General features: G+C 73.7%; 8 protein-coding genes. 2 read left to right on the forward strand and 6 right to left on the reverse strand.

Going from position 1 to position 13,386, the window contains the following annotated elements; translation table 11 throughout:
• The 4 genes from IF99_RS0107065 to IF99_RS0107080 all read right to left on the reverse strand — a co-directional run.
• Positions 1-814 (reverse strand): hypothetical protein (locus IF99_RS0107065; protein ID WP_030995486.1); only part of this gene is annotated, 814 nt, incomplete at its 3' end.
• 294 nt (positions 815-1,108) lie between these two features.
• Positions 1,109-2,554 carry an aldehyde dehydrogenase family protein gene (locus IF99_RS0107070; protein ID WP_030995487.1) on the reverse strand — a complete coding sequence of 482 codons (1,446 nt, stop codon included), beginning with the start codon at positions 2,552-2,554 and terminating at the stop codon, positions 1,109-1,111.
• A gap of 492 nt (positions 2,555-3,046) precedes the next feature.
• Positions 3,047-4,702 (reverse strand): PucR family transcriptional regulator, encoded by a 1,656-nt coding sequence (locus IF99_RS0107075; protein WP_030995488.1) that lies wholly within the window; start codon positions 4,700-4,702, stop codon positions 3,047-3,049.
• A 359-nt stretch (positions 4,703-5,061) separates the two neighbouring features.
• The gene (locus IF99_RS0107080) at positions 5,062-7,362 is read right to left on the reverse strand and encodes a hypothetical protein (protein ID WP_030995489.1); all 2,301 of its coding nucleotides are present in this window, start codon (positions 7,360-7,362) and stop codon (positions 5,062-5,064) included.
• A gap of 663 nt (positions 7,363-8,025) precedes the next feature.
• Between IF99_RS0107080 and gabT the strand changes: the two genes are divergently transcribed.
• Complete coding sequence (gene gabT / locus IF99_RS0107085; RefSeq protein ID WP_030995490.1) at positions 8,026-9,360, forward strand: 4-aminobutyrate--2-oxoglutarate transaminase; 1,335 nt, start codon at positions 8,026-8,028, stop codon at positions 9,358-9,360.
• Positions 9,361-9,687: 327 nt separating this feature from the next.
• On the forward strand, positions 9,688-10,602 hold the full coding sequence (locus IF99_RS0107090; RefSeq protein ID WP_199806465.1) for a phosphatase PAP2 family protein: 915 nt from the start codon (positions 9,688-9,690) through the stop codon (positions 10,600-10,602).
• 158 nt (positions 10,603-10,760) lie between these two features.
• Here IF99_RS0107090 and IF99_RS0107095 read toward each other — a convergent pair whose 3' ends face one another.
• Positions 10,761-11,243, reverse strand: a complete 483-nt coding sequence (locus IF99_RS0107095; RefSeq protein ID WP_051703401.1) for a hypothetical protein — start codon at positions 11,241-11,243, stop codon at positions 10,761-10,763.
• 325 nt (positions 11,244-11,568) lie between these two features.
• Positions 11,569-12,987: an NAD(P)/FAD-dependent oxidoreductase gene (locus tag IF99_RS0107100; RefSeq protein ID WP_030995493.1), complete on the reverse strand. Its 1,419-nt coding sequence runs from the start codon at positions 12,985-12,987 to the stop codon at positions 11,569-11,571.
• Positions 12,988-13,386 lie beyond the last annotated feature (399 nt).

The raw sequence follows: 13,386 nt of genomic DNA on the forward strand, positions 1-13,386 counted from the left end.
GGGTGGAGGGCGGCGTGGGGGTGGCCGACGCGGGGTGGGGGGTCGCGGGGGCGGCCTCCCGCGCGGCATGGGAGGGGACGTCGGGCGTCGCGTCGTACGGGGCGGGGGCGCCGGCGTCCCGCGCGGCGTGGGAGGCGGCGTCGGACGCGACGTCGGGCGTGCGCCAGCGCGTCGTGTGCGTCGTGTGCGTCGTGGGCGCGGGCGCGGCGTCCGGGTCGACTTCGACGAGGAGGACCGTCATGTTCTCGGGCGACGAGGTCAGGATGCGGTGGAGTTCATCGGCGTGGGCGTGGGACTCGTCCCAGATCTCCGCGTTCATCGCGTCGATGGCGCGGAGGTCGGCGAGCGACGTCACACTGCGCATCCTGAGACCGTCCGGCAGGCGCGGTTCGAGCCGGGCGAGATCCTCCGTGCGGCCGACGAAGACGGTCTCGGGCTCGTCGGGGACGAAGCCGGCCGCGCGGAGCCGTTCCGGCAGGTCCTTCTGGGCGTCGTGGCCACGCGTTTTCCACTCCGTCTCGACGCCCAACTCGGCATACCTGTCGCGTTGCCTGGCGATCAGCGCGTCCAGGGCGTCGCCTTCCACACCGAGATCCCTCGGCCCGGTGATGTAGCCGGTCTCGATGCCGGTGAAGCGCACGAGGGGCCCGTCGCGCTCGACCCGGGCGCGCGGGTCGGCGACCTCGTTCTCGCCGCGCAGCTGGGCGTCGTAGGCGGCGAGGAGAGTACGGCAGAGTTCCTCGTCCGAGGGCGAGGGCTCGACGGTTGGAGGGGTGGCGGAGAAGGGAGGACGCGGCGTCGATGGGTTGCTCATGGAGGTGACCATGGCGCGTGGTGGGGTCCTGGTCAAAGGGTTTAGCCCGCACGCGACGTCGGCGCGACGGCGCGACGTTTGCCCTGGTCACACGCGACGTGTCAGAGGCCACGTCGCCTGCGTCGCGCCGCCTCGCCATGGTCCCCGCGCCGCGACGTCGCGGGGTAAGGAACCATGGCCCCGTGCCGCGACGTCACAGCGCGGCCCCCTCACGACGCGCCGCCCGCGCCGTGGTCGGCCACGCAGACGGCGCGTGCGCACCGGACGGGATACCCGGGGGACGCCGAGGACTGTTCAGAGCTGGACGCCGGTGAAGACCATGATCCGCTCGTACGTGTAGTCCTCCATCGCCGAGCGGACGCCTTCGCGCCCGACGCCCGAGAGCTTGGCGCCGCCGTACGGCATCTGGTCGGCGCGGTACGAGGGCGCGTCGCCGATGATCACGCCGCCGACCTCCAGGGCCCGGTGGGCGCGGAACGCCGCCTGCACGTCGTGCGTGAAGACGCCGGCCTGGAGGCCGTACTTCGAGTCGTTGACCGCCGCGTACGCCTCGTCCTCGCCGTTCACCTTGATCAGGGACAGAACCGGTCCGAAGACCTCTTCCCGCGCGAGTGTCGTGTCGGCGGGGAGGTCGGCGAGGACGGTGGGGGCGTACGTCGCGCCGTCGCGCTCTCCGCCGGCCAGAAGCGTCGCGCCGGCGGTGACCGCCTCGTCGACCCAGGACTCGACGCGCCGCGCGGCGTCCTCGCTGACGAGCGGGCCGACCTCGGTCGCCGGGTCGGATGGGTCGCCCGTCACCTGCGCCTCGACGGCCTTGACGACGCGTTCCGCAAGGCGGTCGTAGACGGCGGCGTCGGCGATGACGCGCTGCACCGAGATGCAGGACTGGCCGCCCTGGTAGTTCGAGAACGTGGCGATGCGGCCCGCGGCCCAGTCGAGATCGGCGTCCGAGGCGTAGTCCGCGAGAACGACGGCCGCGCCGTTGCCGCCGAGTTCGAGGGTGCAGTGCTTGCGCGGGACGGAGTCCATGATCGCGTAGCCGACCTTCTCGGAGCCCGTGAACGAGATCACCGGGAGCCGCTCGTCCTGGACGAGGGCGGGCATGCGGTCGTTCTCGACGGTCAGGACGGACCAGCTGCCGACCGGGAGCGCGGTCTCCGCGAGAAGCTCGCCGAGGACGAGCGCGGAGAGGGGCGTCGCGGGGGCGGGCTTGAGGATGATCGGCACGCCGGCCGCGAGGGCGGGGGCAACCTTGTGGGCGCACAGGTTGAGCGGGAAGTTGAACGGCGCGATGCCGAGGACGACGCCGCGCGGGAAGCGCCGCGTGAGCCCGATGCGCCCCTCGCCGCCCGCGTCGGTGTCGAGCCGGAGCCCCTCGCCGCCGTTGAAACGCCGCGCCTCCTCGCTCGCGAAGCGGAAGACGGAGACGGCGCGGCCGACCTCGCCGCGCGCCCACTTGATGGGCTTGCCGTTCTCGGCCGAGATGAGCTGCGCGATCTCCTCGGCGCGCTCGGTGAGCCGCTTCGCGACGTGGTCGAGCGCGGCGGCGCGTACGTGCGCGGGGCTCGCCGCGAACTCCTCGCGCACCCCGTACGCGGCGGCGACCGCCTCCTCGACCTGAGCCCCGGTCGGGACAGCGACCTTCCCGACGACGCGCCCGTCCCAGGGCGAGGTGACGTCGAACGTGGCTTCGCCCGTGGCCTGGCGGCCGGCGAGCCAGAAGGCATGGGTGGTAGTCATCGCGAGTCCCGGCCCTTCCGCAGTGCAGTGGTGGGTGTGCGTACGTCGCGTGGCGCGGCGTCGCGCGAGGCGGCACGCCTCAGCAGGGCCACCGTAAGGGCGCCGCCGCGTCGCGTCGTTTGTCCTTCGCGTAGCGGCCGGGGAGCGGAACGCGCCGTATTGGCGATAGCTGTGCGGGAGGGAACGGAGCGGACCGGGGGTGGCGGAGAGGGCGGCGCGTGGGCGCGCGGGCCGACGTCGGGCGCGACTGCGGGGCGAACGGCGCGGCGTCGGGCCCTCTCACGTCGCGGGTACGTCGCGCCGGTGGCGCGGGTACGTCGCGTACTGAGCGATGTGACGCCTGTGGGCGGTTTCACGCGACGTACGCCGCGACATCGCCCCGCCGTGTACCACTTCGCGTCGTCCCGGGCGCGCCACTCGCGTCGCCTCCGCACGTCCCCACGGCGTCGCCCCCGAACGCGCCGCCACGTCCGTCGGGCGACGCCGGGCCCGTCAGACGACGCCGCCCGTCGCGGTCGTCGCCTTGAGCGCGAGCCAGAGCTCCATCCGGACGTCGGGGTCGTCGAGGGAACGGCCCAGGATCTCCTCGACGCGGCGCATGCGGTAGCGGAGGGTGTGCCGGTGGACGCCCAGCTCGGCCGCCGCCGCGTCCCACTGGCCGTGGTGGGCGAGCCAGGCACGCAGCGAGGCGACGAGGTCGCCGCGCCCCGTCGCGTCGTGGTCGTGGAGCGCGCGCAGGAGGCCGTCCGCGAAGGCGCGTACCGCGTCGTCGGCGAGGAGAGGAAGCACGGAGCCCGCCGCGACGTCCTCGTGCTCGACCAGCGTCCGGCCGCGACGTCGCGCCACGGAGAGGGCCTGTTCGGCCTGCTTGTACGCGGTCACGGCGGCCACTGGGCCCGACGGGGCGGAGAGGCCGATGGCGAGAGTGCTCTCGGGCGTCGACTTGGCGCCGGCGTCGCGGGCGCGGTCCGATTCCCCGGCGTACGTCGCGCAGGCGTCGGCGACGGCCCCCTGGTCGACGGCGAGGAGGACGAGGCGCTCTCCCTCGCGGACGACGAGGACGGGCTCACCGGCGCGAGCGGCGGCGGTCTCGACGAGGTCCACCATGGCGGCGAAGGGGTCCGGAGCGAGTTCGGGCGTCACGGTGTCCTCGCCGGAGGCGGCCCCGGTGCCGGAGGCCGGGGATGACGCGTGCGGCTGGGAGGCAGGCGACGTCGCCGCGACGATGGCGAGGCGGAACGGCGCGTCGAGCAGCGCACCGTACAGGTCCCCCGCCGCGGCGCGCGCATGGCCCGACTCCCCGGCGAGGAGCATGCCGAGCACGGCGGCGCCGATGCGCTGCTCGGCGGCCCGGAAGGCGCGGGAGCGCTCCGTGGTGAGGGTGAGCAGGGAGATCGCGGCGTGGACCGAGTAGCGCTCCACGGTGCCGAGTGTGCTCTCGGTACCCACGGCCAGGGCCGCGCGGGGGTGCCGGGCCGTACCGAGGGAGTGCAGTTCGACGCGGTCCTCCGCGGCGGCCACGACCGCGCTCGCGGGCGCCGGGCGGTCGCGGAGACGGCGTACGTCGGGCGTGAGGCGCGCGGCACGTCGCGCGGCCCACTCCGGTGCGGCGGCGACGACGGCGCCCGAGGCGTCGTAGACGGCCGCCCAGCCGTTGAGCTGCGCGGCGAGCGCGCCGATGAGGCCCTCCGGCCCCTCGCCGAGTGCCTGTCGCGTGAGTTCGCGCTGCGCGGCGAAGCCCGCGGTGACCGCGCGGTACTGCTCGGCCGCGATCGCCGCCGAGACCGCCTTCGTAATCGCCAGGAAAGGGGTACGTCGCGGTACTTCGAGCAGCGGCAGCGACTCCGCCTCAGCAGCCGCCACGAGCGCGGCGGGGACCCCGTCGTAGTTGACGCCCCTGCCGAAGCCGAGCCCCGCGACGCCCGCACGCGCCAGACGGCGGACGTAGGGGAGGACCTCTTCGGGGTTCTCGGCGTCGAGGGTGAGGGAAGTGGTCAGAAGCAGCTCTCCCCCGTTCATGTACGGCACCGGATCGATCAGCTCGCTCACGTGCGCCCAGCGGACGGGGGTGTCCAGGCGGTCCGCTCCGGCCAGCACGGTGAGCTTGAGCGCGGAGTGGTGGACGAGTGAGGCGAGCGTGGGCGGCATGGGACCTTCCGGGCGTCGCGCGGGGCATGGACGAACGTATTACTGGGCCGGGTTCTTGGCCGTCGCGTATGAGCGACGCTTCCAAGTCTGCCTCACCGTATGTATGGGGTGAGGGGCCGGGACGGGATACGCCAGGGCGGAAGCGGGGCATAGGGGGCCGAGGCGGAGTCGGCGGTGCGGGGCGAGGAACGCGGCAGGACGACGCGGCGCTTCGCCGTACGTCGGGTGCACGTTGCGTCGCGCAGGCGCTACGTAGCGTGCACGGGAGGCGTCTCATGCACGCCGCATGGGCGCGCCACGGGGCGGCGTACGTCGCGTCCCGTCCTCAGACGTCCCCCGCGACGCCGCGTCGCGCGCCGTCAGCGGCGCAGGTCGACCAGAAGGGGCGGCGCGTGCTCGCCTCGCACCGTCGTGAGGGACACGACCGCGTGGCCTGGTGGCAGCGCGTGGGCGAGTTCCGACGCCGACCAGCGTTCGCGCTCGACCTGCCGCACAGTGACGGACTGCGCCGTCGGCGCCTTGCCCGTGATGGCCTTCCGCAGGAAGTGGCTGACCTTCGTGAGAGGTTCGTCCGCGACGATCTGCCGGTCCGTGATGTCGCGGATCTCGCGCCACTCGGTGCCCCACGCCGCGGCGAAGTCCTGCCCGTCCCTGGGCGCGACCCCCGAGAGCGCCATGCGGCACCCTGCGGCGCCGAGGAGCGGGCCACGCAGCTCTCGCGGCACGTCGTCGAGCGTGCGCAGCGCGAGGACCACGCCCGCGTGGGCGGAACGCAGCGACTGGATGCCGCGCACGGACTCGGCCGTCACGACGCCGGCCGCGTCGTCCAGCACGAGACACGCGAACAGCGAGAGGTCGCCGCGTACCACCACACTCCCCGTGAACTGGGCGAGCACCAGTCGCGCGAGGACGAGCGCGGCGTTGGGATGGCTGCGCGCCGGGAGCTCGATGCGCACGCGTACCGGATGGTCGAGCGCCCGGAAGGAGAAGGGCGCGCCTTCGCCCGACGTGTCGAAGAAGTCCGCGAAGGCGGGGCGGTCGAGCAGCGCGAGCCGGTCCACGAGCAGCGGCGCGGCGTCGCCGGGCTGACCGGCCTGGCGCTCGCGCGACTCCACGTCGCGCAGGAGTGCGCTGTGGCCTCCCGCGGCGAGGGCGGACCGCAGCGCGGCGAGGTGCTTGGGGGAACCGTCGAGGAGGAGGCGCAACTCGGCCACGGAGGGGAACCGGCCGTGGACGGCGCGGAAGGGACCCAGCAACTGGGCGAGGACGGTGCTGGGACGCCGCCCCGAACCGGACGCCTGAGGAAGGTCGCCGACCAGGGCCTCGGCGAGGAACGTCGCGGCTTCCTCCGCGTCGCGGGTGCCGCCGTAGAGGTCGAGGTCGTAGACGGAGTCGGGGTGGCCGAGGCGGATGACGATGTCGTAGTTGTCGGTGCGTCCGAGCCCCGCGCCCTCCGCGCCGACCACGACGACGGCGGCACGGCCCGCCAAGGCTTGCAGGCAGAGTGCCTCGGCCACAGGACGGACGAGTGCGCCGGTCTTGCCGGAGCCCGCGGGGCCGACGGCGACGAGGGACGTCGCGAGGAGTTCCGAGCCGAGCGCGAAGCCGGCGGTGCGGTACGCGTAGGGGTTGCGCGCGTCGTCCAGGGTGGCGCCCAGGCGGACCTGCCCCGTGGCGAGGTCGTGCGGGACGGAGCGGGCGGGCAGGTCACGTCGGCCCGACGGGTGCGGGAACGCCGCGGCGCCGTCGCGGAGGACGTCATGCCGGAACGTCTCGACGGGCAGTTGTCCGGACTGCACGGAGCGCCAGGCGCGTACGAGCCGCGCGTGGTCCACGTCGCGCAACCGGCCGGCGTACGCCTCGTCCACGAGCCTGTCGGCCGCCGCGTGCTCACCGGCCGCGCGCAGCTCGGGCCATTGGGCGGGGTCCTCCTGGGGGGCGGGAGCCGGGGGCGGGGACGCCGCGGTGCTGGCCTCGCGACGGGTGCGGGACCAGGGGGAGTAGCGACGCCAGAGCTCGGGCCAGCGGCCGAGCCTGCCCACGGCCGCCGCGACGAGAATGATGACGAGTGCGTAGTAGAGGTAGAAGGTGGCAGTGCCCCACGTGGTCGATTCCTTGAGCGAAGTCGGTGCCAAGGCACGCACGGGCAAAAGCCACCAGTCGCCCCACAGGAACCCGTTGTACAACAACGACCAGAACAACCACCCCACCAGCAAAGCGATCAACGCGCCGCTGACGAGTTGCCGCCCCGGAGTCTGCTCCGGTTCTGCCTCGGGCCGAGGGCGGTGGCCGAAGCGCCAGATGCCGGGGAGGGCCGGCGGACGCGGCGTGCGGAGCCAGTCGAGGAAGTCCGCCCCGGGCGGCCTCTCCGAGACGCTCCCTCCAGGAGACGCACCCGGCCCCCGCCCCGGCATGGGCGGCGGCACCCGTGCGTCGTACGCGGCAGGGTGTCCGGGCGGCGGAGGCGGCACCGTCGCCGTGGGGGGCGGCCCGGCCGGCCGTGGCGGTACGGGAGGCATCGCGTCGCCCTGGCGCGCGTCAGGTACCCCAGGGCCCCCGGGCGGTACGTCCGGACGCGGCGGCACGGAACCGGCGGGTGGGCCTCCGGGCGCGGGCCCACTCCCAGAGGCCTGCGATCCATACGTACCGTCCCTGTCCATGCCCAGCCCCCTGACCTGCCGGTCCATCGTTCCGTCTCGCGCGGCGCGGGTCGATCATCGATCGCGGCTCAATCTAGTGTCCCCACGCGCCCTCGTGGACGACGCACACGAGTTGTACCCGAATTACGGCCGGGCGTCAGAACTGCCGCGGGGACCACGCCGCGTCGCGACGTGCGACGTACCGGACGACGCCCGCCCAGCGCACCCCGCTCCGCCCCCACGCACAACGCACAACGCGACGTCCCCGGCTCACGTGCCGTCTTTCACGTGCCGCCCCGTCGTCCGATCCACGCGACGTGGCGCTGCGCTGCGCTGCGCGGCGGTCGCGTCTCGCAAGCCCGCGCGACACGCGACCTCACGCCGCCGACTCACGCCACGTCGGGCGTACTCCGACCCCAGTCGCACCAGTCCCTACCCCTGCACCCCTCCCCCGCCGCCTGCTCCACCAAGGACAAGCGACACGCTCCACTTCTCCCGAACGGCGCATCCCGTCCCGCCCTCGCGCCCCCTAGCCTGCGGGCAGGCCCCGGCGACGAGCGGAAGCACCGTTGGCGACGGAGCGCCACATCGCCGGTCCGGCAGGCGGACGTCACGCCCGCCGAACCGGGCAGCCGGGTGAGCGCCACCCGGACCACGGACACCCAAGCACCCCCAGGAGCCCTCATGAGCGCCATTCCGCAGGAGCGCCGCGTCGTCACGGCTATTCCCGGCCCGAAGTCGCAGGACATCCAGGCCCGCCGCGCCGCCAGCGTCGCGGCGGGCGTCGGCTCGACGCTGCCCGTCTTCGCGGCGCGCGCCGAGGGCGGCATCCTGGAGGATGTCGACGGCAACCGCTTCATCGATCTCGGCTCCGGCATCGCGGTCACCACCGTGAGTGCGAGCGCCGAGGCTGTCGTACGTCGCGCGAGCGCACAGCTCGCCGACTTCACGCACACCTGTTTCATGGTGACTCCGTACGAGGGCTACGTCGCCGTCGCCGAGCAGTTGGCCGAGCTCACCCCCGGCGACCACGCGAAGAAGTCCGCGCTCTTCAACTCGGGCGCCGAGGCCGTCGAGAACGCCGTCAAGATCGCCCGCTCGTACACGAAGCGCCAGGCCGTCGTCGTCTTCGACCACGGCTACCACGGCCGGACCAACCTCACGATGGCGCTGACGGCCAAGAACATGCCGTACAAGGAGGGCTTCGGCCCCTTCGCCCCCGAGGTCTACCGCGTACCCGTCGCGTACGCGTACCGCTGGCCAACCGGTCCGCAGAACGCGGGTGCCGAGGCCGCCGCGCAGGCGATCGACCAGATCACGAAGCAGATCGGCGCGCACAACGTCGCGGCGGTCATCATCGAGCCCGTGCTCGGCGAGGGCGGCTTCATCGAGCCGGCGAAGGGTTTCCTGCCGGCGCTGCGCGAGTTCGCGACGGCGAACGGGATCGTCTTCGTCGCGGACGAGATCCAGTCCGGTTTCTGCCGTACGGGCCAGTGGTTCGCCTGCGAGGACGAGGGCATCGTCCCGGACCTCATCACCACCGCCAAGGGTATCGCCGGCGGCCTCCCGCTCTCCGCCGTGACGGGGCGCGCCGAGATCATGGACGCAGCGCACTCGGGCGGCCTCGGCGGCACCTACGGCGGCAACCCCGTCGCGTGCGCCGCGGCGCTCGGTGCGATCGAGACCATGAAGGAACTCGATCTCAACGCCAAGGCGAAGCGCATCGAGGAGATCATGAAGGGACGCCTCGTCGCGCTCCAGGAGAAGTACGAGGTCATCGGCGACGTGCGCGGGCGCGGCGGGATGATCGCGGCCGAGTTCGTCAAGCCGGGCGGCAAGGAGCCGAACCCGGAGATCACCGGGGCGATCGCGAAGGCGTGCCACGCCGCGGGCGTCCTCGTCCTCACCTGCGGCACGTACGGCAACGTCGTCCGCTTCCTGCCCCCGCTCGTGATCGGCGAGGACCTCCTGAACGACGCGCTCGATGTCTTCGAGCAGGCGCTGGCGGCGTCGGCCTGAAGAGCCCTGAGCACCGGGGGACATCGCGTAGCGGACGGAGGGGTGGCGCTTTGCACCACGTCGCGACGTCGCGTCGCGAGGCGCCAGGAACGTCGCGTTACGCCGGGACGTCGCGCGCCACGTCGCGACGTCCCCGGCGCGACGTGGCAACGCCTCCGCCACGAACGCGACGTCCCCGCCTCTCCCCCGCCCGTCGCACTCGTCCGCGCCCGCTCCGTCAGGCATCGTGAGGGCGTGACCAGGCTTGTGAAGAAGGTGTGCGAGGGCGATGGCAGGATGGGCTGGCCCCTGTCCCGGCCGCTGCTCGCTGCCGTAGGTTCTCAGCGGATGAACCAAACACCCCGCCCGCGGGAAACCGCGAGCGGTGCCGTCGCGTGGCCTCCCCTGTCGCGCACCGGCCGTGCCTTCGCGCACACCCCCGGGGCCCCAGGCCCCGGGCATCCTCACCGATCGGACGGCCGCCCGCCCCACACCCCCCGGGGCGCGCGGTTTCCCGGTCCTCCCGGACGCCCCGGAACCAGCCCCCCGGTTCCGGGGCGTCCGGCTGCTGTCCTCTCCCTGTGCGCTGTCGTCTTCGCCCTTCTCACCTGGCAACTCGTCGCTCGTGGTCCGCTGCGTCGCCTCGACGAGCGCCTCGGGGTACGCCTCCACGACGGTGCCGGCCTGCCGCATCCCCTCGCCGAGTTCTTCTCCGACCTCGGCAACACCGCGGTCGCCGTCCCCGTACTCGCGCTGTGTGCCGCGGCGGTCACGTGGTGGGTATGTCGCGGCGCGGGCCACGTCGCGTGGTGGCCGGCGCTCACCGCTCTCGTCGCGATCCTCGTCGTCCCGGCGCTCGTCCTCCCTCTCAAAGAGATCTTCGACCGTCCGGGCCAGCCCTCCGCCGAGGGCCTCGGCTACTACCCCTCCGGCCATACGGCGACCGCGACCGTCGCGTACGGCGTCGCACTCCTCCTGCTTTTCGCCGGTCCCCTCACGCCCCACCGACGCGGCGTACGGCGCGCCCTCACCGCGGCGTGGCTGCTGCTCGTGCTGTGTGTGAGCTACGGACTGGTCCGGCAGGGCTACCACTGGCCCCTGGACGTCGTGGCGAGCTGGTGCCTGGGCGGCGCGGTGCTCCAGGTCGTGGCAGTGGTTCTCGTACGGGTACGGGAGCGGCCAAGGACGCGGGTCCGGGACGACGCGGCGGGACAGCCGCCGGAACGTCGCGCGGGCGAGCCGGAAAGCGGCGACGTCGCGTAGTCACTCACCACGCGACGTGTGCGGACTGACGCGACCTGGTCCGGCCCTCGCGACGTGGTCCGGCCCTCGCGACGTGGTCCGGCCCTCGCGACGTAGCTTCGCCTCTGCGCGACGTGTCCCGGGGCAGGCGACGTCACGACCGTTCCCGCGCCACGCCGTCACTCGGCCTGCCCTTCCTCGGCGCGACGTGCCGCCGCCTCGTGCAGCGCGAGCTCAAGCCGTGCCGCGTCGGTGAGCACTCCCGAACCGTCCGGCGGAACGACCCAGCTGATGCCGTCCGCCGTCTCCCCGGGACGCGGCACCACCAGCCACGTGCCCTCCCCGGCGCACCGCACCCCGCCCCCCGCCCACTGCGCGGCGGTGCCCACCGGCACGAGGAAACCCAGGCGGTCCCGTCCCGCGTCCGCGAGAACCGGACCGGGACGCTCGACCAGCCGCCCCAGCACTTCCAACGTCGCGCGCCCAAGGGCTCCAGGGAGGACCAGGACGTCCCACACACGCCCCGCCGGCAGCAGTGCGGTCCCCCGGGGGTCACGCTCCCACTGGCGCAGGCACGTCGCGGGGTCGGGCGCGGCGTTCGCCAACCACGCCAAGGGGGTGGGCCTCTCCAAGGCCTCGGGGACGTCCTCGGGCTCCGTCATCGCTGTGCCTCCTGTCGCGAGGCGCGCGCGGCGCACGCCTCACAGGAGAGACCGCCCGCCGACGCGAGCATTACGCGAGTCGGGAGACGCCGCGACGGTGACACGCGTCACAGCACCGCGTGCGACGTAGCGACATACCGAACGATGCCTCCCCTCCACGCGACGTCACCCCCCGCGCCCCCGCCGCGCGACGCGTGCCACGCGAGGTCACGCCACCCCGAGGCCCCCTCGCGCACCCGTGCACAGCGCGGCACCACGCGTCGCGGGGCGGAGACGCGCGGCGGGACACGATGCGTAGGCGCGGCGGCGACCCACCCCGGCCGCCTCAGCTGTCGAACCCGAGCCCCACCCGGTCCATCACCCGCAGCCACAGGTTCCGTCGTCCCCTGTGGTCGTCGGCGCGCGCGAGCGAACGTCGCGTCAGCTCGATCCCCGTCCAGGCGAACGGCTCCGGAGGGAAGGGCATCGGTTTCGTCCGCACCATCCGCAGCGCCGTCCGCTCCGTCTCCGCCCCCTCCAGGAGGTCCAGCATGACGTCGGCGCCGAAACGCGTCGCGCCTACTCCGAGCCCGGTGAAGCCTGCGGCGTAGGCGACGCGGCCGCGGTGCGCCGTACCGAAGAAGGGCGAGAACCGCGTGCAGGTGTCGATCGCGCCGCCCCACGCGTGCGTGAAGCGGAGACCTTCGAGCTGCGGGAAGCAGGTGAAGAAGTGCTGCGCCAGCTTCTCGTACGTCGCGGGCCGGTCGTCGTACTCGGCGCGCACCGCGCCGCCGAAGCGGTAGATCGCGTCGTACCCGCCCCACAGGATGCGGTTGTCCGCCGTGAGCCGGAAGTAGTGGAACTGGTTGGCGCTGTCGCCGAGCCCCTGCCGGTTGTGCCAGCCGATCGCGTCGTGCTGGGCGGCCGTGAGCGGCTCGGTCATGAGCGCGTAGTCGTACACCGGCACCGTGTACGGGCGCAGACGGCGCACGAGCGAGGGGAAGACGTTCGTGCCGAGCGCGACGTCGCGCGCGAAGACGCGCCCGTACGGCGTACGCAGCGCCATCCGGGCGCCGTCGCGTGCGAGGGCGAGGCCGGGGGTGTGCTCGTGGATGCGGACACCGAGGTCGAGACACGCCCGGCGCAGCCCCCACGCGAGCCGTGCGGGGTGCAGCAGCGCGACCCCGCTGGTGTCCTGAAGGCCCGCCAGGAACGTCGGCGAGTCGACCTCGGCGCGAAGCGCCGCCTCGTCGAGGAGTTCGTAGGTGTCGAAGCCGTGGGCGCGCGCCGTCTCGTACAGCTCGGCGAGCTCCTCGACTTGGTGCGGCCGCGTCGCGACGTCGATCTCGCCGGTGCGCTCGAACGCGCAGTCGATGCCGTAGCGCGCGACGGTGGCCTCGATGTCGTCGAGGTTGCGGCTCCCCAGCCTCTCCAAGGCGTCGATCTCCTCCGGCCAGCGGTCGAGGCCGTTGAGGAGCCCGTGGGTGAGGGACGCGGCGCAGAAACCGCCGTTGCGCCCGGAGGCCGCCCACCCAACCGTCTTCGCCTCCACCAGGACCACGTCGCGCCCCGGGTCGCGTTCTTTGGCCCGCAAGGCGGCCCACAGGCCGCTGTAGCCGCCGCCGACGACGAGGAGGTCGCAACGGGCGTCACCCACGAGCGCCGGGAGGGGCTCGGGCCGTCCGGGGTCGTCGAGCCAGTAGGCGCCGGGCCGGGCGTCGGCGAGGGCGGTGGTCCATCTGCTGCTCATGGCGCTCGCGGCCATGATGTCAACTCCCTACGGTGGCGCTCCGCGCGGTGCGGAGCACGGTCGGTGCGGTGCGGAGCACGGTCGGTACGAAAGGTGCGGTATCGCTGCTGCGTGCCTTGCGCCGGTCCGGGCCGGGGCAGACGCGCGGGCAGTGCGTCCGGACGCCACGAGGCGGGGCGATGTGCGGGGCCGGGGGATGGAGACGCGTCACACGGAGATACGTCGCGACGCGCCGTACACGCTGTGCCCGGTGACGACGCGACGCCTCGACGGCGCGCGGGACGTAGCGCCACGGCCCCACGTCGCGTACGCCGTGCGCGACGTCGCCGCCCACGCGACGTCCGCGGTACGGCGCGACGCGACGACACCACGCACGACGCGGCCGACGTCGCGACACGCCAAACACCACGCGTC

The sequence above is a fragment of the Streptomyces sp. NRRL F-5630 genome, from assembly GCF_000719475.1.
Lineage (GTDB): Bacteria > Actinomycetota > Actinomycetes > Streptomycetales > Streptomycetaceae > Streptomyces.